Source organism: Kitasatospora atroaurantiaca (genome assembly GCF_007828955.1).
Classification (GTDB): Bacteria; Actinomycetota; Actinomycetes; order Streptomycetales; family Streptomycetaceae; genus Kitasatospora; species Kitasatospora atroaurantiaca.
This window is the reverse complement of the sequence record NZ_VIVR01000001.1, coordinates 317,518-341,445: the sequence shown is the minus strand read 5'-3', so window position 1 is coordinate 341,445 and position 23,928 is coordinate 317,518. Positions and strand designations below refer to the sequence as shown.

The 23,928-nt window shown below is 72.7% G+C and carries 25 protein-coding genes; 12 read left to right on the top strand and 13 right to left on the bottom strand.

Going from position 1 to position 23,928, the window contains the following annotated elements; translation table 11 throughout:
• Position 1: 1 nt before the first annotated feature.
• Entirely contained in the window at positions 2 to 856 is an 855-nt protein-coding gene (locus FB465_RS01525) for a hypothetical protein (protein ID WP_145786887.1), read from the top strand.
• Here the strand turns inward: FB465_RS01525 and FB465_RS01520 are convergent.
• Positions 841 to 1,569 (bottom strand): HAD family hydrolase, encoded by a 729-nt coding sequence (locus FB465_RS01520; RefSeq protein WP_145786885.1) that lies wholly within the window; start codon positions 1,567 to 1,569, stop codon positions 841 to 843. The two genes, FB465_RS01525 and FB465_RS01520, sit on opposite strands and share 16 nt — an antisense overlap.
• A gap of 146 nt (positions 1,570 to 1,715) precedes the next feature.
• Between FB465_RS01520 and FB465_RS01515 the strand changes: the two genes are divergently transcribed.
• Entirely contained in the window at positions 1,716 to 2,267 is a 552-nt protein-coding gene (locus tag FB465_RS01515) for a P-loop nucleotide/nucleoside kinase family protein (protein ID WP_145786883.1), read from the top strand.
• A 16-nt stretch (positions 2,268 to 2,283) separates the two neighbouring features.
• On the opposite strand, the gene FB465_RS01510 is transcribed toward FB465_RS01515, so the two are convergent.
• The 4 genes from FB465_RS01510 to FB465_RS01495 form a co-directional block, all read right to left on the bottom strand.
• On the bottom strand, positions 2,284 to 3,255 hold the full coding sequence (locus FB465_RS01510) for an NAD(P)-dependent alcohol dehydrogenase (RefSeq protein ID WP_145786881.1): 972 nt from the start codon (positions 3,253 to 3,255) through the stop codon (positions 2,284 to 2,286).
• On the bottom strand, positions 3,252 to 3,485 hold the full coding sequence (locus FB465_RS01505) for a helix-turn-helix transcriptional regulator (protein ID WP_145786879.1): 234 nt from the start codon (positions 3,483 to 3,485) through the stop codon (positions 3,252 to 3,254). Before FB465_RS01505 ends, FB465_RS01510 begins: the two co-directional genes overlap by 4 nt.
• Positions 3,479 to 3,907: a hypothetical protein gene (locus FB465_RS01500; RefSeq protein ID WP_211785697.1), complete on the bottom strand. Its 429-nt coding sequence runs from the start codon at positions 3,905 to 3,907 to the stop codon at positions 3,479 to 3,481. The genes FB465_RS01505 and FB465_RS01500 overlap by 7 nt, the downstream gene beginning before the upstream one ends.
• Positions 3,908 to 4,128: 221 nt before the next feature.
• Positions 4,129 to 5,400, bottom strand: coding sequence for an MFS transporter (locus FB465_RS01495; protein WP_170290459.1), 1,272 nt, complete (start codon positions 5,398 to 5,400; stop codon positions 4,129 to 4,131).
• Positions 5,401 to 5,501: 101 nt separating this feature from the next.
• On the opposite strand from FB465_RS01495, the gene FB465_RS01490 reads away from it, so the two are divergent.
• Positions 5,502 to 6,599 (top strand): DUF5937 family protein, encoded by a 1,098-nt coding sequence (locus FB465_RS01490; protein ID WP_145786877.1) that lies wholly within the window; start codon positions 5,502 to 5,504, stop codon positions 6,597 to 6,599.
• A 24-nt stretch (positions 6,600 to 6,623) separates the two neighbouring features.
• Here the strand turns inward: FB465_RS01490 and FB465_RS01485 are convergent, their stop codons facing one another.
• The 7 genes from FB465_RS01485 to FB465_RS01455 form a co-directional block, all read right to left on the bottom strand.
• Entirely contained in the window at positions 6,624 to 7,892 is a 1,269-nt protein-coding gene (locus FB465_RS01485) for a sugar ABC transporter permease (RefSeq protein WP_145797071.1), read from the bottom strand.
• A gap of 68 nt (positions 7,893 to 7,960) precedes the next feature.
• Positions 7,961 to 8,740: an ATP-binding cassette domain-containing protein gene (locus tag FB465_RS01480; RefSeq protein ID WP_145786875.1), complete on the bottom strand. Its 780-nt coding sequence runs from the start codon at positions 8,738 to 8,740 to the stop codon at positions 7,961 to 7,963.
• Positions 8,741 to 8,843: 103 nt separating this feature from the next.
• Positions 8,844 to 9,884, bottom strand: a complete 1,041-nt coding sequence (locus tag FB465_RS01475) for a sugar ABC transporter substrate-binding protein (RefSeq protein WP_145797070.1) — start codon at positions 9,882 to 9,884, stop codon at positions 8,844 to 8,846.
• Positions 9,885 to 10,049: 165 nt separating this feature from the next.
• On the bottom strand, positions 10,050 to 11,018 hold the full coding sequence (locus FB465_RS01470) for a peptidoglycan-binding protein (RefSeq protein ID WP_145786873.1): 969 nt from the start codon (positions 11,016 to 11,018) through the stop codon (positions 10,050 to 10,052).
• Positions 11,019 to 11,112: 94 nt separating this feature from the next.
• Positions 11,113 to 12,687, bottom strand: coding sequence for a D-alanyl-D-alanine carboxypeptidase/D-alanyl-D-alanine endopeptidase (dacB, locus tag FB465_RS01465; RefSeq protein WP_170290458.1), 1,575 nt, complete (start codon positions 12,685 to 12,687; stop codon positions 11,113 to 11,115).
• Between the two features lie 245 nt (positions 12,688 to 12,932).
• On the bottom strand, positions 12,933 to 14,339 hold the full coding sequence (locus tag FB465_RS01460; RefSeq protein ID WP_246192440.1) for an outer membrane protein assembly factor BamB family protein: 1,407 nt from the start codon (positions 14,337 to 14,339) through the stop codon (positions 12,933 to 12,935).
• On the bottom strand, positions 14,320 to 14,595 hold the full coding sequence (locus FB465_RS01455) for a hypothetical protein (RefSeq protein ID WP_145786869.1): 276 nt from the start codon (positions 14,593 to 14,595) through the stop codon (positions 14,320 to 14,322). Before FB465_RS01455 ends, FB465_RS01460 begins: the two co-directional genes overlap by 20 nt.
• A 159-nt stretch (positions 14,596 to 14,754) precedes the next feature.
• On the opposite strand from FB465_RS01455, the gene FB465_RS01450 reads away from it, so the two are divergent.
• From FB465_RS01450 to FB465_RS01420, 7 genes are all read left to right on the top strand, one after another.
• Complete coding sequence (locus FB465_RS01450) at positions 14,755 to 15,246, top strand: MarR family winged helix-turn-helix transcriptional regulator (RefSeq protein ID WP_170290457.1); 492 nt, start codon at positions 14,755 to 14,757, stop codon at positions 15,244 to 15,246.
• Entirely contained in the window at positions 15,243 to 15,668 is a 426-nt protein-coding gene (locus FB465_RS01445; protein ID WP_145786865.1) for an SRPBCC family protein, read from the top strand. Before FB465_RS01450 ends, FB465_RS01445 begins: the two co-directional genes overlap by 4 nt.
• Entirely contained in the window at positions 15,665 to 16,423 is a 759-nt protein-coding gene (locus tag FB465_RS01440; RefSeq protein ID WP_145786863.1) for a DNA alkylation repair protein, read from the top strand. The genes FB465_RS01445 and FB465_RS01440 overlap by 4 nt, the downstream gene beginning before the upstream one ends.
• 62 nt (positions 16,424 to 16,485) lie before the next feature.
• Complete coding sequence (locus FB465_RS01435) at positions 16,486 to 17,001, top strand: GNAT family N-acetyltransferase (protein WP_145786861.1); 516 nt, start codon at positions 16,486 to 16,488, stop codon at positions 16,999 to 17,001.
• Between the two features lie 69 nt (positions 17,002 to 17,070).
• The gene (locus FB465_RS01430; RefSeq protein WP_145786859.1) at positions 17,071 to 19,407 is read left to right on the top strand and encodes an FHA domain-containing protein; all 2,337 of its coding nucleotides are present in this window, start codon (positions 17,071 to 17,073) and stop codon (positions 19,405 to 19,407) included.
• A 5-nt stretch (positions 19,408 to 19,412) separates the two neighbouring features.
• On the top strand, positions 19,413 to 19,907 hold the full coding sequence (locus FB465_RS01425) for an SH3 domain-containing protein (RefSeq protein ID WP_145786857.1): 495 nt from the start codon (positions 19,413 to 19,415) through the stop codon (positions 19,905 to 19,907).
• Complete coding sequence (locus FB465_RS01420; protein ID WP_145786855.1) at positions 19,904 to 20,881, top strand: serine/threonine-protein kinase; 978 nt, start codon at positions 19,904 to 19,906, stop codon at positions 20,879 to 20,881. Before FB465_RS01425 ends, FB465_RS01420 begins: the two co-directional genes overlap by 4 nt.
• 8 nt (positions 20,882 to 20,889) lie before the next feature.
• Here FB465_RS01420 and FB465_RS01415 read toward each other — a convergent pair whose 3' ends face one another.
• A complete protein-coding gene (locus FB465_RS01415) occupies positions 20,890 to 22,191 on the bottom strand; it encodes a streptophobe family protein (RefSeq protein ID WP_246192439.1) in 1,302 nt (433 codons plus the stop codon).
• Positions 22,192 to 22,656: 465 nt separating this feature from the next.
• On the opposite strand from FB465_RS01415, the gene FB465_RS01410 reads away from it, so the two are divergent.
• Together FB465_RS01410 and FB465_RS01405 are read left to right on the top strand one after the other, a co-directional pair.
• On the top strand, positions 22,657 to 23,649 hold the full coding sequence (locus FB465_RS01410; protein ID WP_145786853.1) for a DUF6777 domain-containing protein: 993 nt from the start codon (positions 22,657 to 22,659) through the stop codon (positions 23,647 to 23,649).
• Positions 23,650 to 23,670: 21 nt separating this feature from the next.
• Positions 23,671 to 23,889, top strand: coding sequence for a DUF2277 domain-containing protein (locus FB465_RS01405; protein WP_145786851.1), 219 nt, complete (start codon positions 23,671 to 23,673; stop codon positions 23,887 to 23,889).
• The last annotated feature ends 39 nt before the right edge of the window (positions 23,890 to 23,928 follow it).

The following is a 23,928-nucleotide window of genomic DNA, read 5'->3' as shown; positions in this document are numbered from 1 at the left end:
CATGACGACCCCTCAGCAGCCCGGCCCGGAACTCCGCCTGGGCCGGGTGTCCCGGACGCCCGCAGAACCGACGATGAACCTCGGCCAGGTCGTGCCGCCCGCCGAGCCCACCGAGCCCGCCCAGCCCTCGGCCGACGAGACCGTGCATCTCGGCCAGGTCGCCCCGCCCACCCAGCCCCCGGCCGAGGAGACCGTACGCCTGGCGCCGGAGCCCGAGCCCCTCGCCGAGGTGACCGTACGTCTCGAGGCGAAGCCCTGGCCCCCGGCCGGCCAGACCTCGCACCTCGGGCCCCCGGCCCCCGCCGAGGACGTGGCGAACGCGACCTTCCTGGACCCGAGCTGGACCACCGCCGCACAGCCACCCCAGGACGAGCTGCGCCGCTTCGGCCCCGGCGTCCCACCGCAGGCGGCGGCCGTCTGGCACGGCACCGCGCAGCAGCCGACGCCGGAGCCGGAACCCCGACGCCGCCGGAAGCGGGGCTGGCTGGTGCCACTCCTCGTCCTGCTCGCCGTCCTCGCCTACTTCGCGTGGCAGCGCTACTCCCCGGCGACCACCGTGACCGCCGTCTCCGTCACGGCCGACCCCGCCGGGCCGTCCTGCGACGGCACGGCGGTCGTCACCGGCAGCCTGGAGACCGACGGCGGGGCCGGCACGGTCCAGTACCACTGGAAGCGCAGCGACGGCACGGACTCCGGCCTGCTCTCCCAGCCGGTCCCGCGCGGTCACCACCGGACGGACGTCGTGCTCCGCTGGACCTTCCAGGGCCACGGGAGCATGCAGGCCACCGCCACCCTGGAGGTCGTCTCGCCCACCGCCCGCACGGCCGCCGCGACCTTCACCTACACCTGCGCCTGACGGGCCAGCGCGGCCGGCAGGTCGTCCAGTGAGCGGATCACCTGGACGCCGTCGGCCGCCGCGGTCCCCGTGCCGGCCCGGTCGAGCCAGTACGACCGCAGCCCCGCGTCGCGCGCCCCGAGCCCGTCGACCTCGTACTTGTCGCCCACGTAGGCGACCTGGCCCGGCGGCAGGCCGAGGGCTTCGCAGCCGGCCAGGAAGACACTCGGCGAGGGCTTGGCCGCGCCGTGCTCCTCCGAGCAGACGAGGGCGTCGCCGAAGTAGGGGAGCAGGCCGATCCGGTCGAGCTTGCGACGCTGGTGCTCCAGCGAGGAGTTGGAGACGACGCCCAGGCGGTAGTCGGCGGTGAGCGACTTGAGCACGGGCTCGGCGTCCGGGAACGCCGACCATGCCGCGTCCCGGTGCACTCCGTAGCCGGCGAACCAGGCGGCGGCGTCCTCGTCGGACAGCCCACCGTCCGGGACACGCCCGACATGTGCGAGGAAGCGCCGGGTCCGCGTCCGCTGCTGCTCGGTGAAGTCGAGTTCACCCGCCAGGAACCGGGCGTACTCCTCCTCCATGATCCGCCGCCACACCTCAACGGCTCCGTCCGGCGACGGAAACAGACCGAGCATCCCCAGCGCCGTCAGGTGCCCGAGCAGCCCGACCTCCTCGGACGTCGAGTAGTCGAACAGGGTGTCGTCCACATCGAAGAGCACACCGCGGACCCGCATCGTCCAGCCCCCAAATCCCCTACCTTGCCCCGAAGGGCTCGCAACCCGCCCGAGCCTGCCACAGCCTCCGGGCCGCCGGCCCGCCGGGCTGCGCGACGGGCCGGCGCGACAGCGACCGCTCTGCTGTCGAAGTGTCAGGATGTGCCGTGACCTCACCCACCCTCATCGTCGTCAGCGGCCCGTCGGGCTCCGGAAAGACCACACTCGCCCACGCGCTCGCTCGCGCTCTCGGCTGCCCCGCGATCTGCCGGGACGAGATCAAGGAAGGCATGGCTCATGCCACCCCCGGTTTCACGCCGAGTCCGGGCGACCCTCTCACGCAACGCACGCTCACGACGTTCTTCGAGGTCATCGGCCTCCTGCTCAAGGCGGGCGTGACGGTGGTGGCGGAGGCCGCATTCCAGGACCGGCTCTGGCGGCCGGGTCTCGAGCCCCTGGCCGGTCTCGGAACGATCCGGATCATCCGCTGCACCGTCGATGCCACCGTCGCCCAGGCCAGAATCGCTCGCCGGGTCGAGGAGAACGCCCGCCGGGCCGCCCATGACGACCACGATCTCCTGCGGGCGCTGGCGAGCGGAGAGAGCTCACTGGACGCCTTCGTCCCGATCTCCTTGGCTGCGCCGACGATCCACGTGGACACGACGGACGGCTACCACCCGTGCCTCCCGGACATCCTGACCTTCATCAATGACCGGTAGGGCGACAGGCGGTGGGTCACTGCACGCGGACGACGACCTTGCCGCGCGCATGGCCCGCCATCAGGTAGCTGATGGCGTCGGGAACCTGGGCCAGCGGGTAGGTCCGGTCGATGACGGGTGTCACCGAGCCGGCCTCGAGGAGTTCCCCGAGGATCTTGAGGTCGGCGTGCTTCTCCATGGCGACGAGCCCGCGCAGGCGCTGGCCGACGAACGGCGACAGCAGGAGCGCCCGCAGCTGCCGGTCGTTGCCGCCGATCCACCGGCCGCCCTCCTCGCCGCCGACGATGACCAGCGTTCCGCGGGGGGTGAGGGCGCGGCGGAGCCGGGAAAGCGAGCGGTTGCCGGCGATGTCGAGGACGAGGTCGTAGCGGCGGGTGCCGTCGGTGGGATCCTCGCGCGTGTAGTCGATGACCTCGTCGGCGCCGATGGAGCGGACCAGGTCCGCCTTGGCGGTGCTGCAGACGCCGGTGACGTGAGCTCCGAAGGCCTTGGCCAGCTGCACGGCGAAGGTGCCGACGCCGCCCGACGCACCGATGACGAGGACCGTCTGGCCGGCCTGCAGTCGTCCGCCGCGCACGGCCTGAAGGGCGGTGCATGCGGAGACCGGAACGGCGGCCGCCTGCTCGAAGTCGAGGTTCCCCGGCTTGTGCGCGAGCCTGCCCTCCTTGGCGCACGCGTACTCGGCGAAGGACCCGTTGCAGCTGCCGTACACCTCGTCACCCGGCCGGAAGCGTGTGACGTCCGCGCCGACGGCCTCCACTCGTCCTGCGACGTCCATGCCCGGGACGCGGGTCTTGGGTGCCCGGAGGCCGAAGCCCATGGCGCGGACCAGGTACGGCATGCCTGCCATCAGGTGCCAGACGCCCATGTCGACGGCGGCCGCGTGGACCCGGACGAGCACCTCGCCCCGGCCGGGTACCGGCCGCTCGATCTCCTCGAGGCGAAGGACCTCGGGCAGTCCGTACGTGTCCTGAACGATGGCCTTCACTGGTTCTCTCCCTCGGTGTCGGGGTACTGGAACACGTCGTCGAGCGGGACGGCGAACACACGGGCGATCTGGAAGGCCATCTCCAGGGAGGGCGAGTAACGGCCCTGTTCGATGGCGATGACGGTCTGCCGGGTCACGCCGATGCGGCGGGCGAGCTCGGCCTGGGTCATCTCGCCGCGGGCGAAGCGCAGGGCCCGGATCGCGTTGGTGACCCTGGTCGGCTTCACCACGGGTGGAAGCCCAGCCGGTAGGCGACGATCTTCGCCGTGGATCCGAGGATCGCCGACAGGGCGAACGCCAGGTAGATCGCGTTGGCGATCCAGAACCGGTCGATGTCGGCCATCGCCATGACGAGCCCGGCCACGCCGCCGATCACGACGAAGGACTGGCCGACGTACTCGCCGAAGCGGTGGATCTCCCGGTCGCGCTGGTCCTTGGCGTTCGCCTCCTTGGGCGAGACGATGGCCACCGCGATGTTGAGCACGATCGACGCGACGATCGCTGCGCCGACCGTCCACAGCAGGGCGGACACATAGGGCACCTGGGCGAGAGGCGTGTCTCCGGGCCGCCCGAGAACGGCCGCCAGGTAGGCCGTGTACGACACGATCGTGACCAGCAGCATGATCCAGGCACGTGTCTCTTCGAGTGCCACTTCAGCTCCTCATGTAAAGAAAACCTGACACTCGGGAGTGTCGAGCAGCCTGGACACGATGTCAAGTTTTCTGTACATGGTTCTTTTCTGTACATGGTTCGGCCGGCCGCGCCGCCGACGCCTCAGCGAGCGGAGATCCCGGCGGCACGGGCCAGTGCCGTGCACCAGCCGGACCGGAACGGGAGCTGCGCCAAGCCCCCCGCCCGGCGCAGGTCGACGAGCTAGATCGGCGGGGAGCACCTCCGCACCGCCACCGCCGCCACGGCCGTGCACCCCGCCAGGACCCACCACAGCAGCCCGGGCCCACCCGCCAGCAGCGCCGTCAGGGCGGCCGGCGCCGCGGCCCTGCCGAGGCCCGTGGACAGCTCCCAGCGGGCCAGCGCCCGCCCGAGCAGGTGCGGGGGAGCGGCCGCCACCACCAGCGCCGTACCCGAGCCCGCGTAGAGGACCTCCCCGGCGGTGTAGAGCACCGCGACGGCGGCCAAGCCCGCCGCCCCCGCCGTACCGCCGAGGCCGCCCGCCGCCCAGAACCCCAGGTAGGCGAGCGCCAGCAGCCACCCCGCCCAGCTGAACACGGCCCGCCGCGAGCGCCCGGCGAGCCGGACCACGACCGCAACCTGAGCGACGATCACCAGCACCGTGTTGCCCACGAAGATGCCGGAGGACCAGGCGGGGGAGGCGTGCAGGTACGTGACCAGGAGCGCCGGCAGCGCGACCTCCAGCACGTCGAAGCAGAACGCGTACGGCAGGTTCGCCACACTCAACCGCCCGATCCACCCGTACCCTTCGAGCCCCGCGGCCCGCCCGGCCGGCTTCTCCCGCGCCGCCGACTCCCCGGACACCCGCATCGACCACACCAGCCCGGCCGCCGTCACCGAGGCCACCGCCGTGACCGCCGCCAGCGCCCGCAGCGTTCCCGCGCCGCCCGCCAGCGCGAGCGTCGCGATCAGTGCCCCCGCGCCCAGGCCCGCGTTGCGCAGTGACCGCCCGGCCGCCAGCGCCGTGTCCCGGGCCCGGCCCTCGGCCAGCGTCGCGACCATCGCCGCGTGCGTGGTCAGCCAGGACTGGCTGCCGATGCCCAACAGCACCGCCGCCGCCACGAATCCACCCGAGCCGTGCGTTGCCGGCAGCACCCCCACACCGGCCGCCCGGACCAGCAATGTCGCCGTCACCGGCAGGCTCCTCGCACCACGGTCGATCCAACGGCCCGTCAGCGGCACCACCGCCAGCCCGGCCAGCATCCCCAGCGTCAGGGCGAGACCGACCCCGCCCGCTCCCAACCCCAGCACGCTCACCCCGTACAGGAGCAGGAACGGCCGGAACATCCCCGCGCCGAGCGCGTCCACCAGCAGCGCGAGTGTGTACCGCCACCCACCCACCAGGCCCAGCGAGGTGAACCGGGCCGGCCGCGCCGTGCCGATCGGCGGCGCAGGCCGCTCGCCGCTGCGGACGGCCGCGTGGTCATGAACGGACTTCTCCTGAATCAAACCCATGACCGTCACGCTGCGCCGCGCCGACGCCGCCGGGCACGCCGATTGACGACTGCCGTCAACCCACGAAGAGCCACGCCCCACCGGATGGCAGGATCGGCCGGGTGAGCCTCACCATCGACATCACCGGCCTGCCGCCCGAGCGGCTGCTGTTCACGCCCTCGCCGCTCGCCGAGCTGAACGCCATGCTGCACGTGCTGGCCGAACCGGCCCACCACCCCACGCTGCACGGCTGGGCCACCGCCACCACCGCCTCGATCCGCCCCGAGCTCGCCGAGCGGCTGCTGGAGGCGGACTTCCTCTGGCGCTCCTCGCGCGCGGACTTCCTCGTCCCCGGCCTGCCGGGCGCGACCCTCGCCGAGGAGCTCGACGCGGTCGACCGGCTCGATGACGAGCAGTACGTGGCGGGCGCCCTGATCACCACCTGCGGGTCCTCCCGGCTCAGCCACAGGCTGGCCTCGCCGCTCACCGACCCGGTGGCCCAGGAGCGCGCGCGTGATCTGGCGCTGGCCCGCGGCCCGCGCCAGGCCGCCTTCGCCGACCGGCTGCTCTCCGACCCACCGGCCGTACGGGCGCTGATCCGGCGTCTGCTGGAGGAGTGTCAGCAGGCCTTCTTCGCCGAGGCCTGGCGACAGGTCCTGCCCAGCCTGGCGGCCGACGCCCGCCACAAGGCCGACCTGCTGGCCCGCCACGGCCTGGCCGAGACACTCAGCGCGATCTCACCCGCCGTGACCCTCGACGAGTCCGCCCCGCCGCGCCGCCGCATCGTCATCGACAAGTTGCAGGACAATGCCACCAGTGCGGTCGAGCACGGCGGCCTCACCTTCATCCCGACCGCCTTCGGCCGCCCGCACCTGCTCGTGGTGCACGCCCGCGGCTGGCGCCCCGTCCTGCAGTACCCCGTCGCCGAACCGGGCCTGGCCGAACCGGTGTCGCTGGCCCTCGTCCAGCAGCGCCTGGAGGCACTGGCCCACCCGGTACGGCTGCGCCTGGCCCGGACCATGGCCCGGGGCGCGCACACCACCGGCGAACTCGCCGACGCCTGGCAGCTCACGGCGCCCGAGGTCTCGCGCCACCTGGCCGTACTCCGCAAGGCAGGCCTGCTCACCACCCGCCGACGCGGACGCTACGTCCTCTACCAACTCGACCTGGGTCACAGCGCCCGGCTGGGCGCCGACCTCCTGGAGGCGGTCCTGCGCTGAGGCCCACCACGACACCGGGGGGCGTCACGCGCGCCCGGCCGCCCGCTGGGTCCGACGGGACAGCGAGTCGACGACGACCGCGGCGAGCAGCACCGCACCAGTGATCATGAACTGGATGGCGTTGCTGAGCCCCTCGATGTTCATCCCGGACTGGATCGACCCGATCACCAGCGCACCGAGCAGCGCCGACCAGGTGCTGCCGCGTCCGCCGAAGAGGCTGGTGCCGCCGATGACGGCGGCGGCGATGGAGTTCATGAGCAGGTTGCCGCCGCCGGACGTCTGGCTGGCGGACTGGATCTGTGCCGCAAGGAACAGACCGCCGACCGCGGCCATGGTCGAGCAGATCATGAAGACCGAGATCCGGATCCACGAGATGTTGATACCGGAACGGCGAGCGCCCTCGATGTTGCCGCCGAGCGCGAAGATCTGACGGCCGTACGAGGTACGGCGGAGCACGAAGTCCAGGACGATGATGAAGATCAGAAAGATCAGCAGGGCAAGCGGGAGCCCCTTGTACTGGTTCAGGACGTACGCCGCCAGGAACGCGACGATGGCGAGGACGATCGTGCGCAGCGCGATGTCGGTCGGCGGCCGGTACGGGACCCCGGCCTGGCGGCGCCGGTTGGCGTCGTACACCGCGCCGGCGACGTAGAGCACGACGGCGACCAGCGCCACCGCGTACGCGGCGATGGCCTGCCCGTAGATGGTCGTGTAGAGCCGGGAGACGATGTCGTCGCCGGAGAGGTTCACGGTGCCGCTGGCGCCGAGGATCTGGAGCATGAGGCCGTTCCAGGCCAGGTTGCCGGCGAGGGTGACGACGAAGGCCGGGACACCGACCTTGGCGAAGAAGAAGCCCTGGATGAACCCGACGATGGCTCCTCCGACCAACGCCGACAGCAGGGCGACCCACTCGTTGACCCCGTGGGTGACGTTCATGACGGCGAAGATCGCGGCGCACAGGCCGCTGACCGATCCGACCGAGAGGTCGATCTCGCCGAGCAGCAGGACGAACACCACGCCGATCGCGATCATGCCGGTGCCGACGATCTGCTGCGAGAGGTTGGAGAGGTTCTGCGCGGACAGGAAGGTGCTGTTCAGGCTGCCGAACACGGCCCAGATGATGACCAGAGCCAGCACGACCGGGAGCGAACCCAGCTCGCCACTGCTCAGCCTGCGTCTGAACTCGCCGATGTAGCCCTTGACGCCCTCCTGCCGCACGATCAGGCGGGGGTCGACGGCGGGAGTCGCCTCCGGCGCCACCGGGACGGGTGCGTTGACGCCTCCCTTGGGCATGTTGTCCTCGGGGAGGGGATGGTGCCGGGGTTCGCCGCTCCCGCCTCCGGGCGGCGGTGTGTAGTCGCTCACTGCGTTCCCTCCGTACCACGGGTCTGGCGGCGGGTCACGGCGTTGTCCGTGGCGCCGGTGATGGCGGAGATGATCTCTTCCTGGGTGGTGCTCCTGCGTTCGAAGACACCGTTGTTGCGGCCCAGGCGCAGGACGGCGATCCGGTCCGCGACCGCCATGACGTCCGCCATGTTGTGACTGATCAGGATGACGCCGAGCCCCTGCTCGCGCAGGCGCTCGACCAGGTCGAGGACCTGGGCCGTCTGCTCGACGCCGAGGGCGGCGGTGGGCTCGTCGAGGATGACGACCTTCGGCGAGCCGATCAGCGAGCGGGCGATCGCGACGGTCTGGCGCTGACCACCGGAGAGCGAGGCGATCGGGATGCGCACGCTGGGGATGCGGATCGACAGCGTGTTGAGGAGGGTGCGCGAGCGCTTCTCCATCTCGACCTCGTCCAGCACGAAGAACCGTTTGATCTCGCGGCCCAGGAAGAGGTTGCCGACCACGTCGAGGTTGTCGCAGAGCGCGAGGTCCTGGTAAACGGTCGCGACGCCCAGGTGCTGGGCGTCCTGGGGCCGGTGGATGGTCACCGGCCGGCCCTCCCACTCGATGACGCCCTCGTCCGGCGGGGTCACCCCGGCGATCGCCTTGACCAGCGTGGACTTGCCCGCGCCGTTGTCGCCGACCAGGGCGACGACCTCGCCGGAGTGGACCTCCAGCTCGACGTCGGTGAGCGCCTGCACGGCCCCGAACCGCTTGGAGACGTCGCGCATGGCCAGTACGGGTGCGCCGTTCACAGAGACCAACTCCCTTGTCCGTCCGACTACTGGGTGGTTGGTCCGGCTCATGGCCCGATTCCCTGGGGAGCCGGGCCATGAGCCGGACCGCAGCCACGGACCGCTACGTGAGTCCGGCCGCCTTGCACGCGTCGGCGTAGGCGGCGGTGCAGATCTGGGGGATGGTGTAAAGGCCGTCGGCAACCACCGTGGACTTGATGTTGTCCTTGGTCAGCACGACCGGGGTGATCAGGTTCGACTTCACGACCTGGCCGCTGCCGTTGGTGGCGTTCGTCGGGGCCACCGTGGCCTCCAGAGCCTTGCCCTGGGCGAGAAAGACCGCCATCGTGCCGGCCGCGTCGGCCTCCGGCTTGTAGGGCTTGTAGATGGACATCGTCTGGGTGTTGATCAGAATGCGCTGCACGGCGTCGAGCTGCGCGTCCTGGCCGGTCAGCGGGACGCTCAGGTCCACGGCCTTCAGTGCGGTGGCGATACCCGCGGCCATGCTGTCATTGGCGGAGTAGACGCCGACCACGTTCTGGGGGCCGAGCGCGGTGAGGGCTGCGGAGGCCTCCTGGTTGGCGTTGTTCGCGTCCCAGTCCGGGGTGTCGTACTCCTTGCCGACGGTGAGCTTCCCGTCGATGGCACTGTGCGCGCCCGCCTTGAACTGGGCGGCGTTCGGGTCGGTCGGCGAACCGTTGATCATGATGATCTTCCCGCTGGACGCCTTCGCCCCTACCGCGGCGACCAGCGCCTGGCCCTGGAGCTGGCCGACCCTCCTGTTGTCGAAGGAGACGTAGGCGTCGATCGGGCCCTGGGCGAGCCGGTCGTAGGCGACCACCTTGACGCCGGCGTCATGGGCCTTCTGCACCGAGGACTGGATCGACTTCGAGTCGACCGCGTCCAGGATCAGGACCTTGTTGCCCTTGGTGAGCGCGGTGTCCACCTGGGTCTGCTGCGTGGTCGCGTTCTGATTCGCGTTGTAGTAGTCGATCTGCGCGTCCGGGGCCAGCGCCTTGATCTGGGCCTCGATCAGCGGGCGGTCGAACTGCTCGTACCGGGTGGTCTTGGTTTCCGGCAGCAGCAGGCCGATCTTCACGGGCCCGGCTGCGCTGCCGGATGCGGTGGTACCGGTGGACTGTTTGGCGCTGCCGCAGGACGCCATGCCCAGGCCGATGGTGATTGCGGCGGTCGCACTCAGGATGCGACGAAGACCGAGCTTCACGGACGTGCCTCTCAGACTCGAGCTGACCCCCGGATTCCGAGTCTGGGATCGGTGGGCCGATGCCGCGAGCGAGAGTGCGCCGAACGTGGCTGCTGAGGCGTGGCGCTACCGGACGATCCGCAGCACCTGCCCCACCTCGAGGTGGTCGGGATCGGCGAGGGAGTTGGCCTCGGCGAGCCGCTCGGCGGTGGTGCCGAACCGTGCGGCGATGCCTGACAGGGTGTCACCCGCCCGGACCGTGTACGACCGCGCGCCGTACTCCTGCTCGAGGCGGTGCAGCTGGCGGGGCCCCGGGATGCCGTCCGCGTCCGGGCCGGTCTCGCCGATACTGAGCTGGTACTGGCGGAAGCTGTCGGTGTCCGCGTCCCCCCAGACCGGCCCGGGGCCCTCGGTGTACCGGGAGCAGCCCGCGGCGACCAGCATCTCGCCCATCGCGGTGATGTGGTCACCGCTGGCGCCCGGCCCGTACGGACGCCCGTCGATCACCACCTGGCGGTTGCTCTGCGGCGGGATCTCGGCGCCGGCGCCGGCCGTGGGCAGGTCGGCCTCGCTCGCCTCCTGCCCGAAGTAGACCACGCGCCGGCGCCCGCGCCAGGCCGGATCCGCGCAGACCAGGCCCTCCGGGTAGTCCGGGTAGCCGTAGGAGTCGACGTAGTCGGACCTGCGCCGGTAGGTGCGCCGGTAGACGCCGTCGCCGTTGGGCGAGCCGTCGTCGTTGGTGTTGCCGGCCACCACGGTGATGGTGTCCGCCGTGTACGCGATGCAGATGCCGGTGTGCTCGCCGCCGGGCCCCCAGGGGTTGCCGGGCTCGCCGAACAGCACCTGCGCGCCGATCGCCGGGTAGACCGAGAGCCGGCCGCGCTGCTGGAACCAGTCGCGGGCGACGGCGCAGGAGGCGGTGTCGGGGAAGTGGGCCGCGTTGCCGCTCTCCTTGGCGACGGCGGAGACGAAGTCGGCGCACCAGCTCTCGGCCGGGCGGCCCATCTCGGCGGAGAAGCGGTTTCTGTTGCCCGCGCCCTCGCGGTAGCCGATGTAGCTCTTCGCCTTCTCGATCATGGCCTTCGCGCCCGACATGCTGCCTCCAAAAAGTACCGGGGCCCTGCCAACGAGTGTCGGCAGGGCCCGGTTACGGCGCTCGTTCGTCAACGAGCCGGTGAGGCGGGGAACTTCAGCAGCGGCCGAGCGTCTCGCAGTCGTCCCAGCGGGTGGCCGGGGCCTCGTTGCGCTCGGCGGTGCGCGGCGCGGGGGCCTTCAGCGACTTGGCGGCGGCCGGGCCGGCGGCCAGACGGACGGCGATGCTGTCCAGGACGCTGCGCGGGCGCGGGCCGGCGAAGTTGTTCACCATCACGGTGAAGGCCAGCCGACGGCCGTCGGGGGCGGTGGCGTAGCCGGACAGGTTGTCCACGCCGCTCATCGAGCCGCTCTTGGCGTGCACGTTGTTCTCGGCGGCGGTGCCGCGCATCCGGGCGGCCAGCGTGCCGCCGACCAGGCGGGCCGGGTTGCCCGCCACCGGCAGGGCCTCGTACCAGCTCTTGAACCAGGGCTTGTCCTGGGCGAGCTTCAGCAGGGCGGTCATCTTGCCCGGCGTGATCAGGTCGTAGCGCGACAGGCCCGAGCCGTCGACCTGACGGCCTGCCGGGCTGTCCAGGCCGTTGGCCTTGAGGAAGGCGTTGACCTGGGCGACACCGGTGCCCCAGGTGCCCTGGCCGCCCTTGACCTTGCCGATCTCCTTGGTCAGGTGCTCGGCGATGCCGTTGTTGCTGATCTTGAGCATCGGCACGATCAGCTCGGAGAGCGGACGCGAGTCGTGGGTGAGCAGGGCCTGCGAGGTCTCGGTGCCGGTCGCGGCCTTGACCGGGCGGACCACCTTGACGCCGTGCCGGGCCAGCGCACCGTCGAAGACCTCGCCGGTGTAGCGGGCCGGGTCCTCGACGGTGGCGTAGAAGTCGACGGGCGCGGCCCCGGCGGCCAGGCTGCCGGAGAGGGCCAGCTCGTTGACGGCGCGCTTGCGGGTGACGTCCGCGCTGCTGCCGCTGCCGGCGGCACCGGTGGTGATCTGTCCGCTCAGCTTGACCGGCGCCTCGGCCGGGAACAGCGTGACCTTGGCGGCCTCGCCCGCCGCGCCGGGCGTCACGGTCACCTTGACGGTGTCCATCGTGTACTCGGAGTCGGTGGCCACGGTCAGGCCGGAGATCTGCGGGCTGTAGGAGTACGGCTCGTCGTCCCAGGCCCAGCCGGGGCCGAGCGGGGTGCTGTCGTAGCGGCTGCCGTCGGCGAGCACCCGGCCGGTCACGGTGGTGATGCCGGCAGCGGCCACCTTCGCGGCCAGGTCCTCCAGGTCCTGCGGTAGCAGGCTGGGGTCGCCGCCGCCGCGCAGCACCAGGTCACCGCTGAGCACGCTGCCCTTGCGGGTGCCGGTGGTGCGGACCTCGGTGGTGAACACGTGGTCGGCGCCCAGGAGGTCGAGGGCGGCCGCCGAGGTGACGGTCTTCAGGGTGGACGCGGGGGTCAGCAGCGCGTCCGCCTGGTGCTGGTACACCACCTGGCCGGTGGTGGTGTCGATGACCTGGACCCCGGCCTGGGCACCCGCGAGGCGCGGGTCGGAGAGTATCGCGTCGATGTCGGCGGCCAGCGTCGGATCGACCGGCGCGGGCGTGTCCGCCTGAGCGGCACCGGCCAGCAGGGAGGCGGCGATCGCCACTGCGGCGAACGGCAGCGTGCGGCGGCGGAGGCGTGAGGTCAAGGTGGCTCCATGGACGTCGGGTACGGCGGGGCGCAGACCTGCCCCACCGCACCGGACGCGGGCATGCTCGAACAGCCCCCGCAGGCCGGCACAGGTCGGCTGAACGCCCCCGTTTGTCGTGCACGCAGAATATCATCTGACGATCTGTCAATTGATCTTCGGGTCCGGCCCTCGGGCCCGGCGTGCACCTCATCCACTCACACGCTCCGACGCGCCGTTCGGTCGCACGGTTCCGGGAATTTCTTTCAGCCCGTCCCGAAGGCCGTCACGCCCGCCATGGTGCCCAGCAGGACCAGGCCTCCCGTCAGGACGGGTGAGACGAAGTGCGGAAGCGGCCCGGTGGAGGTCTGCTGGAGCACCCGGCCGTCGGAGGGGTTCAGCGCGTACAGCTGCCCGCGGCCGTAGTCGACCACCCACACCGCGCCACCGCCGACCACCGGGGAGCCCGAACCGTTCAGCGGCATCCGCCAGCCGGTGTGCAGGGTGCCGTCGCCTGTGACGGTGACCTCGAGCAGCTCGTCCTGGCACGGCAGGTACACCGTGCTGCCCGAGACCGCCGCGCCGCCGTAGGCGGGGCAGAGCTTCGCCTGCGACCTCTCGCCGCCGATGCCGCCGAGGTGCTCCGGGTCCAGGACGTAGCCCGTGCCCCGCTTGCCGACGGCCAGGACGAAGGCGCCGACCCGGACGGGGGAGAGCGAGCCGAGGTCGAGGTCGGCGGCGTTGTCCTCGGCCCAGGTGGACGGGGCGAAGAAGTCCGTCCGCTGCAGCTCCTCGGAGAGCGCCAGCACCGAGTCCGAGCCGTCGAACGTGCCGCCGGTGGCCTCGCCGTTGCCCACCGACACCAGCAGGCGGGAGCCGTCCACCACCGGCCCGCCGGGGGCCCAGATGCCGCCCTCGCGGGTGGTCGGCACGGCGTACGAACGGACCGGCCCGGCGCCGGTCACCGGGGCGGAGAGCACACTGCCGACGTACCGGCCGCAGTCCCCGAACAGGCCGCCGTACGCGACCACCACGCGCCCGTTCAGCAGGGTCAGCGCCGCCCGTTGCTGGTGCGCCACGGCCTCGCCCTTGGGCGGATCGAGGCCCCGTCGGACGACCACCTCGCCGGTGGCCGCGTCCAGCCCGGCCAGGACGTGGCTGCCGCCCGCGAGCTCGGCGACGGCGAAGACCAGGCCGGTCGTCGGGTCGTAGACCGGGGTCCCGGTGATCCCGAGCGGGTCGATGTTCCCGCACGGCAGCTCGGCGCGGCGCGCGGGGGAGCCGAGGTGGCGGCTCCACAGCACCGAGCCGCTCCCGGCGTCCAGCGCGTAGACGGTGTTGTTCTCGGTGGCCGCGAGGACCCGGGCCCCGACCACCAGCGGCTGCCCGTAGACCGCGCCGTCCAGGGCTGCCGACCAGGCCTTGGTCAGCCCCCGCACCGGCGGCCGGCCGGGGACGGTGCCGGTGCGGGCCGCGTCGCGGTGGTACGTCGGCCAGTCGCCCTCGGCTGCCGGGGTTGCCGTGCGCCCGCCCGTCGAGAAGACCTCCGGGCTGTGGGTGCTCGTCGAGGAGGCCTCCGGGCCCTGGCCGCTCTTCGTGGCGCACGCGGGGAGCAGGGCCAGGAGCGCCGCGACGATGACGCCGCCGAGCGTGTCACTGCGGCGCCGTGGCACCGCCGCCGGCCTTCACGGCCTCCACCATCGCCTGGTGGACGTTCCGCGCGGTCGCTTCGTCGGCGGCCGCAACCGGGCTGCCCTGCACGGTGAACCAGTCCAGCGCGCCCGTGTACTGGACCGTCAGCCGGGCCTCGCCGTCGATCCACATCGTGTGCACCGTGAGGTCCCCGGTGATCGGCCCGGCCTCCTCGGTCATCACCCCGCCGTGGCCCGCGAGGATCCCCTGTGTCGTCCAGGTCGCCCAGGTGTTCACAGCGCCTCCCCGGTATTCGGCCGCAGGCCGTGACTGATCATGCGTCAAGACATACCCGCCACCGTACTCCTCGACTCCCCTTGTCACCTGTACGAGGGCGTGTTCCCGGGCACATCATGTTGTCTTGACAACAGTTGTCCAGGCATTGATGCTGGAACGGTGACAGGAACCACCAGCGGACTGCGCGACCACCTCGGCTACTGGCTCCGCCGCCTCTCCGACGAGGTGCACGGGCGGTTCGAGAAGGAACTCGCGCGCCACGACGTGACGGTCTCCCAGTGGGCCGTCCTCGTCACCGTGCACCGCGGCGACGCGGTCACCACCAGGGAGGTGGCCCGCTTCATCGACATCGACCCGGGCGCGGTCTCCCGGCTGGTCGACCGGCTGGCCGCCAAGGGGCTGATCACCCGTGAGCCGGACCCGGCCTCGCGCCGCAGCCTCCGGCTCACGCTCACCGAGACCGGCCGAGAGCTCGTACCCCGACTCGCCGAGATCGCCGACCGCAACGACGCCTACTTCTTCGGCGCCCTGGAGCCCGGCACCCGCGCCCAGCTGGAGGCCCGGATCCGGCAGCTGCTCGCCGAGGACCACCACCCGGCCGGGGACGGCCCTGCCGCGCCGCCCCCGCAGAACCGAAAGACCCGGCCATGAGCACCACCCCCGTCACCGCCCGGTCCGTCACCAAGACCGTCACGATCGCCCGCCCCGCCGCCGAGGTGTACGCCTTCCTCGCCGACCCCGCCAACTGGCCCGTCTGGGCCGTCGTCAACGTCAAGGCCGTCGAGCCCACCGACGACCCCGAGTGGTGGCTGATGGCCACCCCGCACGGCCCGGCGCGGCTGCGCATCCGGGGAGACGCCGAGACCGGCCTGCTCGACCACGACTACGTGGAGGAGATGGCGGCCTGGAGCGTGCCCGCGCGGGTCGTCCCCAACGCGGAGGGCAGCGAATTCATGATCACGTTCTTCCAGCCCCCGTCCTTCAGTGACGCCTTCTTCGACGAGCAGACCGCTCTGGTCGACATCGAGCTGGCCACCCTCAAGCAGGTCCTCGAAGCGGGGCCGGCCGGATGAGGACGCCGCCCGACCGGCTCACCGCGGCGGCCGCACGGCTCACCGAGGAACTGGCCGCGCTCGGCAGCGCCGAGCGGGCCGAGTGGGACCGCACCTACCTGCGCAGCGAGCTGGGGCACCTGGGCGTGCCGGTCCCGGCCCTGCGCACGGCCGTCACCGCGGCCCGGCGCAGCCTGGCGCCGCTCAGCAGGCAGGACACCCTCGCGCTGGCCGCCCTGCTCTGGCCGGACGGCGTCCACGACCACCGCCTGGCCGCCGTCGAGCTGCTCTGCCAGGGCGCCGACAAGCTCACCCCCGCCGACCTCGCGCTGGTCGGCCGCCTGGTGCGCGAGAGCCGTACCTGGGCGCTGGTCGACCCGCTCGCCGTCCATGCCGCCGGCCGCATCGTCCTCGCCGACCCTGCCGCCTGCGGCCCGGTCCTCGACGGGTGGGCGGCCGACCAGGACTTCTGGATCCGCCGCGCGGCGCTGCTGGCGCTGCTGCCCGGCATCCGCACCGGCAGCCCCGACCTGGAGCGCCTCGACCGGTACGCCGACGCCCTGCTCGAGGACCGCGAGTTCTTCATCCGCAAGGCCACCGGCTGGGTCCTGCGCGAGATCTCCAGGAGCGACCCGGCTTTCGTCCGCGCCTGGGTCGAACCCCGCCTCACCCGCATCTCCGGAGTCACCCTGCGCGAGGCGGTCCGCCGACTCCCCGAGGCGGACCGGACGGCCCTCACGGAGGCGTACCGACGCCGCCCGACCGCCGGGCACTGAAATCGTTTGGCGCGGCCGCTCCGACGTGGCAGGGTCCGGTGCCGAGGACAGGAGCCGGAGAGATGACCGAGCAGAGCGACGCGTCGCGGGTACGGATCGAGCCCTGGACGGAGGCCGACCTCCCGCTGCTGCGCCGGACGAACGCGCCCGAGATGACGGCACACCTGGGCGGCCCGGAGACCGAGGAGAAGCTGCTCGTGCGCCACCGGCGCTACGTGGAGTGGGCCGGCACCGGGACCGGGCGCAGGTTCAGCATCGTCCTGGTCCCGGAGCGCGAGGCGGTCGGCAGCATCGGCTACTCGGAGCGCGTCTGGCGGGGCGAGACCGTCTACGAGACCGGCTGGAAGGTCCTGCCCGCGTACCAGGGCCGAGGCATCGCGACCGCGGCCGCCGCCGCGGCCGTCGCGGCCGCCCGCGCGGACGGCAGGCGCCGCCACCTGCACGCCTTCCCGTCCGTCAGCAACGCCGCTTCGAACGCGATCTGTCGCCGGCTCGGGTTCTCGCTCATGGGCGAGTGCGACTTCGAGTTCCCTCCCGGGAGCTTCATGCGGTCCAACGACTGGCGCCTGGAGCTGTAGACCGCCACGTCAGGGGGCCCGCCCCGGTTGCCCGGGCGGGCCCGTGGGAGCGGGTCTAGCATCGTTCGTATGGGAGAGCGACCGATCGCGCCCACCGCGCCGCAGCTCGTACTGGAGACCGACGGCGACTCGCAGGTGATGAGCCCGAGCCGCTCCTACAACGTCGGCCGCGACCCGACGGGTGACATCGTCCTCGCCGACCCCCGGGTCTCCTGGCACCACGCGGTGCTGCACGTCGGCGACGGACACTGGATGCTGGACGACATCGGCAGCACCAACGGCACCTGGACGCAGGGGCACCGCGTCGAGCACCTCGACCTCGGACCCGGCACCACCGTCCGCTTCGGCAGCCCCGAGGACGGCCCGCAGGCCACCCTCACCGCCCTGCCCGAGCCGACCACCACCGCTCGCGCGCCGTCCGCGCTCACCTCGATCACCGGCTCGTACCGCCCGCCGACCAGCGTCCGCCCGCTGCCCGCCCGGGTCGTCCGGATCGGCCGCGCCACCGACAACGACCTGGTCGTCCCCGACCTCTCGGTCTCCCGCCACCACGCCGAACTGCGCGCGCGGCCCGACGGCCGGTACGAGATCGTCGACACCGGCAGCCACAACGGCACCTACCTCAACGGACAGCCGGTGCTGCAGGCCCTGGTCGGCCCCGACGACCTGGTGGGCATCGGGCACTCGATGTTCTGCCTGGTCGGCGACGAGCTGCAGGAGTTCGTCGACACCGGCGACATCGACCTCGACGTCGAGGGCCTGGTGGTCCGGGTGGCCGGCGGCCGTGAGCTGCTCGACCGGGTCACCTTCCCGGTCGGCCAGAAGTGCCTGCTCGCCGTGGCCGGCCCCAGCGGCTCCGGCAAGTCCACCCTGCTCAACGCCCTCACCGGCCTGCGCCCCGCCGACGAGGGGACCGTCCGCTACGACGGCCGCGACCTCTACCGCGACTACGCCGAGCTGCGCCGAAGGATCGGCCTCGTCCCGCAGGACGACATCCTGCACACCCAGCTCACCGTCCGCCGCGCCCTGCGCTACGCCGCCGAACTGCGCTTCCCCGGCGACACCGCCCCCGCCGAGCGCGCCGCCCGGGTCGAGGAGGTGATCGGCGAACTCGGCCTGGAACAGCGCGCCGACCAGGTCATCTCCAGCCTCTCCGGCGGCCAGCGCAAACGCGTCAGCGTCGCCCTGGAACTGCTCACCAAGCCCTCGCTGCTCTTCCTCGACGAGCCCACCTCCGGCCTCGACCCCGGGATGGACCGCTCGGTGATGCACATGCTGCGCGATCTCGCCGACGACGGCCGCACCGTCATCGTCGTCACCCACAGCGTGCTCAGCCTCGACCTCTGCGACCGGCTGCTGCTGCTCGCCCCCGGCGGGAAGATCGCCTTCTACGGACCGCCCGGCGAGACCCTCGACTTCGTCGGCTTCACCCAGTGGCCCGAAGCCTTCGAGGCCTTCGAGAACGACACTGCCCGCGACTGGGCCGGCCAGTACCGCGACTCCGACGCGCACCGGCAGTACATCGCCAACGCCATGAACAAGCCGCGGCGGAGCGCCGAGACCGCCCCACCGCCCGTCAAACCGCCGCCCCCGCAGGGCTGGTGGTCGCAGCTCGGCACCCTGGTGCGCCGCTACACCACCGCGCTCGCCGCGGACCGGACCTTCCTGGCCGTCATGATCGCGCTGCCCTTCGTGATGGGCGCGATGGCACACGCCCTGGCCGGCAGCAAGCTCGACCAGAACTCCGCCCTCAACGCGCTGCTCATCCTGTGCGTCGGCGGCGTCCTCATCGGCGCGGCCAACGCCGTCCGGGAGCTGGTCAAGGAACGCGTCATCTACCAGCGGGAACGTGCCGTCGGCCTCTCCAGATCCGCGTACCTCTGCTCGAAGGTCGTGGTGCTGGGCACCATCACCGTGGTCCAGGCGGTGGTGCTCACCATGGTCGGCCTGGCCGGCGTCAAGCTCCGACCACAGGGCGGCAGCGGGGTGTTCCTGCCGCCCCTGGCGGAGATCACCCTGGCCGTCGCGCTGCTGTCCTTCACCGCCATGATGCTCGGCCTCCTCATCTCCGCCCTGGTGAAGAAGGAGGAGGTCACCATGCCGCTGCTGGTGCTGCTGGCCATCGTGCAGGTGGTCTTCTGCGGCGCGCTGCTCCAGCTCAACGGGGTGCCGGTGCTCAACCAGTTCTCCTGGCTGATCCCCTCCCGCTGGGCACTCGGCGCCATGGCGGCCACCCTCGACCTGCACGCGATCGTCCCCGGCAAGCTCACCGACGACCCGCTGTTCGCCCACAAGCAGTCCATCTGGCTGCTCGACATGGGCATGCTGGTGGTGCTCTCCGCGATCCTCGGCTTCGTGGTCGCCCGGCTGCTGCGCCGGCACGAGCCGGCCATCATGCGCCGGTAGCCGCCATGGACCGCCCGTACGAGTTCCGGCCCACCCATGTCGCCCCCGAGGACGGCCTGCAGACCTGGGCGAGCCCGGACCCGTCCCGGCCGTCCGCGCGGATCGACCCGCTGCTGCCCGTCCAACTCGCCGGGACCAGCGGCAACTGGGCGCGGATCGTCTGCTCCAACGGCTGGTCCGCCTGGGTGGACGGCCGGCTGCTGGTCTCCCTGCCGCACCGCCCGCCCGGCACCGCTCAGCCGCTCGCCACCACCGACGACCCCCGCCCGCTGCTCGCCGCGCTGGAGCGGGCGCTGGCCTCGTACCGGGAGCTGGTCGACGAACTCGCCGACGGGCGGCTCGACCTGGAGACCTTCCGCCGGCGCAGCAGCGGGATGCGGCTGGGCGCCGTGGTGGACGGGCCGGCGGCCTGGCTGCTCGACCTGGAGCAGGGCCGCTGGTACTACTGCGACGGGACGCAGCTGCAGACGTACGCCACCGTCGAGCGGGGTGACACATGAGTGGTGCGGCGGCGCCGTCCGACCTGTCCGGCACGCAGCTGGCCGGGTACCGGCTGGACCGGGTGATCGGCCGGGGCGGGATGGCCGTGGTGTACGAGGCGGAGGACCTGCGGCTCGGCCGCGTCGTCGCCGTCAAGCTGCTCGCCCCCGAGCTGGCGCGCAACGACGTCTTCCGGCAGCGCTTCGCCCGCGAGTCGAAGATCGCGGCGGCCATCGACCACCCGCACATCGTCCCCGTCTACGAGGCGGGGGAGGCGGAGGGCGTGCTCTTCATCGCGATGCGCTACGTGCGCGGCCGCGACCTGCGGGCGCTGCTGGACCGCCAGGGGCCGCTCTCCGTCCGGCAGGCCGCCAGGATCACCGGCCAGGTGGCCTCCGCCCTGGACGCCGCCCACGCGCATGACCTGGTCCACCGGGACGTGAAGCCCGGCAACATCCTGGTCGCCGAGGGCACCGACACCGAGCACCCCGAGCACGTCTACCTGACCGACTTCGGTCTCACCAAGAAGTCCCTCTCGCTGACCGGCCTCACCACGGTCGGCCAGTTCGTCGGCACGCTCGACTACGTCGCGCCCGAGCAGATCTCCGGCAAGCCCGTGGACGGGCGGTGCGACGTCTACAGCCTCGCCTGCGTGGTCTACGAGGAGCTGACCGGCGCGCCGCCGTTCCGCCGCGACGACGACCTTGCCCTGCTCTGGGCGCACCTGAACGACCCGGCGCCGCCGCTCACCGCCTCGCGTCCCGACCTGCCGCCCGCGCTGGACGCGGTGCTGGCCAAGGCCCTCGCCAAGTCTCCCGAGGAGCGGTACGACAGCTGCCTCGCCTTCGTGGCGGCGCTGCGCGCAGCGGGCGAGTCGCCCGCCGTCGAAGCGCCGGTGCCCACCCCGACCGAGGTGATCCCGGTGCTCCCCGAGCCGGTCCCGGCGCCCCCGACCTGGGCCTGGCCGGTCTTCGGCGTCGGCGGACCGACCTGAGCGGGAGCTCAACGACCAGGGCGGATCGAGCGAGGCCGGATCGGGCGGGCCATCAGGGCGCCGAGCAGGCCCGCGAGGGCGCCCCAGAGGGCGGCCAGGGGTACGGAGATCAGCAGGTCGGCGCGGAGGAAGACGCCGCCGGTGCTGTCGAGGCCAAGCAGGGAGAGCCCCAGCGAGGCCGAGATCCGGGTGAGCAGTCCGATCAGCAGCATGGCGACGGCCATGGCCACGGCCAGGTGGGCCGCGTACTTCCACAGGCGCAGGTCGGCGGGGGAGTGGAGCGCCGCTCCGAGGCCGGCGAGCAGGAGGAGTACGGCGGCCAGGACCGCCAGCAGCCAGGAGCGGCCGTCCTGCTGGGCCAGCGAGCTCAGGTCGAGCGTGACGTCCCGGGCCTGGGAGGTCTGCAGGACCGAGGCGAGTGGGTGCGGCATCGGCAGGCCGATGCTGCCGCCCGCGTGCCCGTGCCACACTCCGCCGAGACCGACCCCGAGGGCGATCCAGGCCAGGTTGGGCAGCGCGAGCAGGATGACGGCGAGTGTGTCGCGCGGGTGCCCGTCCACGGTGGCGGAGACCAGGCCTGCCACCAGGGCGATGACGACGTAGACCAGCAGCAGTGTCAGCACGGCGTGCGCGGCGGGCCGGACGGCTGCCTGGTACCGCAGCAGGCGGGGCGGCAGGGGTGCCCTGCGCGATGCCGCGAGGGCCAGCGCCAGGACGACGACGATCCAGAGCAGGCCGAAGCCGATGGTGGGCAGCACCGGGGCACGGAAACCCACGGTCGGGGCCGCGCCGAAGAGGCCGCCGAGCTCGTCCAGCAGCGGATCGCCGGTCGGGACGGTGAAGCTGTGCTGGGCGGACAGGCGGAGCAGTAGCAGGAGACCGGTCCACAGCAGCGCCGTCCGGGCCGCCCGCGCCGCCCACTCGCCGGGCCTGACCACGGCGTGCAGCCGCAGCGGGTGCAGGAACACCGCACCCGTGACCAGCGCGCCGACCAGCGTGACGGACAGCGGCAGGGCCGTGATCCCGCCCTGCGCCTCGGCCACGAAGGCCGCGCTGCCGGTCAGATCGACCGGGACCCCGACGGCCATCAGGACGAGGGCGGCGAGGACGGCCGGGAACGCCCCGGCGGGCAGCGTGGTGGCGCGCGCGAACCACAGGCCGAGGGCGGCCACCGCGGTCATGGCCAGCAGCGGGGCGGCGGCGGACGCCAGGGCGTCGGCCCAGGCACGTCCGGGGCCGGGGCCCTGGCTGGTCCGGGCACGTCCGGGGCCGGGGCCTGCGTTGGTCCGGGGGTGGTCACTCTGATGCACGCTGACTCCTGGCGGGTGTGAGGCGCCGTCACCGGCCCCGTTCCGAGCCGGGCACCTCCAGCCTCGGGCACGGGCCGGGCTCCGGCGAGCTGTCGGTGGGCCAGGTGGCGGCCCCTCAGCGGTTGCGGGCGGGCGTACGGGCCAGACAATGAGGCAGCGGGGGAGACCAGCTGTGGGAGGCAGGCCGTGAATTCCCAACCGCCGTCGGAACCCCCGTCCGAGCCGCCGTCAGGGCCGCCGTCGCAACCGCCGTCCGGACCGTCCTCGGGGTCACCGTCCGGGTCGGGTTCCGGGCCGAGCTCCGGGTCGGGCGTTCCGCCGTCCGGGGCATCGGGGCCTCCCGCGGGCCCTCCCTCCGGGCCGCTCTCCGGCCCCTCGTCGGGGGCTCCCTCCGGCGGCGGGGCCGCCGGAGGGCCCGACGCGACGCGTGCGTCCGGCCAGTCCAGCCCCTCCAGCCCTTCCGGGGTGTCCGGAGGACCGCCCTCGCAGCCGCCCGGCGGGCCGCGGACACTGGTCACCGCGTCGGGCGAAGGCCCGCGACGGCCGTGGTGGCGCAACCCGCGGGTGATCGCACCGGTGGTGGGAGCGGCGGTGGTCGCGGGCGTGCTCGCGGCCGTCCTGGTGAGCCAGGGAAGCAGCTCCAAGGTCGAGGCGGCGCCGCAGGTGGCCCTTCAACCGGTCGGCGCGGCCGGGCCCGACCCGTTCACCGGTTCGGTCGCAGCGGCCTCGGCCACCCCGTCCGCCCACGCGACGGTCTCCGGCTCGACCGGGGCAGCGGGAACCGTCACCGTGCAGGGCTCGGAGGTGGGCCTGTACGGCGGCAGCAAGAACGCCACCACCTGCGACGTGCCGAAGCTCGCCGCCTTCCTGAACGCCAACCCCGACAAGGGCCGCGCCTGGGCCGGGGTCGAGGGCATCGAGCCGAACGCCATCTCCTCGTACCTCAGGTCGCTCACCTCGGTGGTGCTGCGGGCCGACACCCGGGTCACCAACCACGGGTTCAGCAACGGTGCGGCGACGGCGTACCAGGCGGTGCTGCAGGCCGGGACGGCGGTGCTCGTCGACTCACGCGGGCTGCCCAGGGTGCGCTGCGCCTGCGGCAACCCGCTGCTGCCGCCGGCCGTCACGAAGACCGCTCCGACCTACACCGGTACGCCCTGGCCGGCCTTCAAGGAGCACGAGGTGGTGGTGGTCACCCCGGCGCCGGCGCCGGTGAACACGATCGTGGTGGTCGATCCGTCGAGCGGCGAGTCCTTCGCCGCGTCCGTCGGCGGAGGTGGCGCGTCCGGTTCGGCCTCGCCGTCGGCCTCACGGCACACCACCTCGCCCGCCCACCCCGGGTCGTCGGCGCCGTCCTCGCCCGCATCCGGGTCGCAGGCGCACCCGTCCGGCGGATCCGGGTCGTCCACCTCCGTCGGCTCGTCGCCGGAGGCCCTGTACTCGTCGCCGGCCCGGTGAGGGTCGGGGGACACTGGAGGCATGTGCCGGAGTATCAAGACCCTCAGACCTCCCGTGACGCCCGACGTCACCGACGAGGACATCCACGCGGCGGCGTTGCAGTACGTCCGCAAGGTCTCGGGATTCCGGGTGCCTGCCGCGCACAACCGCGACGCCTTCGAGCAGGCGGTGGACGCCGTGGCCGAGGCCACCCGGGAGCTGCTCGCCGACCTGGTGGTACGCGGCGCGGCAACGGCCTGACGACTGCTGCGGGATGCTCCTGCTCTTCGGGCCCCCGCC

Excerpts from the sequence above, each read along its gene's own strand:
- FB465_RS01520 (WP_145786885.1), bottom strand. The coding sequence starts at position 1,569 with ATGCGGGTCCGCGGTGTGCTCTTCGATGTGGACGACACCCTGTTCGAC.
- FB465_RS01430 (WP_145786859.1), top strand. The coding sequence starts at position 17,071 with ATGGGAGAGCGACCGATCGCGCCCACCGCGCCGCAGCTCGTACTGGAG.
- FB465_RS01425 (WP_145786857.1), top strand. The coding sequence starts at position 19,413 with ATGGACCGCCCGTACGAGTTCCGGCCCACCCATGTCGCCCCCGAGGAC.
- FB465_RS01525 (WP_145786887.1), top strand. The coding sequence starts at position 2 with ATGACGACCCCTCAGCAGCCCGGCCCGGAACTCCGCCTGGGCCGGGTG.
- FB465_RS01435 (WP_145786861.1), top strand. The coding sequence starts at position 16,486 with ATGACCGAGCAGAGCGACGCGTCGCGGGTACGGATCGAGCCCTGGACG.
- FB465_RS01405 (WP_145786851.1), top strand. The coding sequence starts at position 23,671 with ATGTGCCGGAGTATCAAGACCCTCAGACCTCCCGTGACGCCCGACGTC.
- FB465_RS01420 (WP_145786855.1), top strand. The coding sequence starts at position 19,904 with ATGAGTGGTGCGGCGGCGCCGTCCGACCTGTCCGGCACGCAGCTGGCC.
- FB465_RS01485 (WP_145797071.1), bottom strand. The coding sequence starts at position 7,892 with ATGCCCAAGGGAGGCGTCAACGCACCCGTCCCGGTGGCGCCGGAGGCG.
- FB465_RS01475 (WP_145797070.1), bottom strand. The coding sequence starts at position 9,884 with ATGGCGTCCTGCGGCAGCGCCAAACAGTCCACCGGTACCACCGCATCC.
- FB465_RS01470 (WP_145786873.1), bottom strand. The coding sequence starts at position 11,018 with ATGTCGGGCGCGAAGGCCATGATCGAGAAGGCGAAGAGCTACATCGGC.
- FB465_RS01440 (WP_145786863.1), top strand. The coding sequence starts at position 15,665 with ATGAGGACGCCGCCCGACCGGCTCACCGCGGCGGCCGCACGGCTCACC.
- FB465_RS01495 (WP_170290459.1), bottom strand. The coding sequence starts at position 5,400 with ATGGGTTTGATTCAGGAGAAGTCCGTTCATGACCACGCGGCCGTCCGC.
- FB465_RS01445 (WP_145786865.1), top strand. The coding sequence starts at position 15,243 with ATGAGCACCACCCCCGTCACCGCCCGGTCCGTCACCAAGACCGTCACG.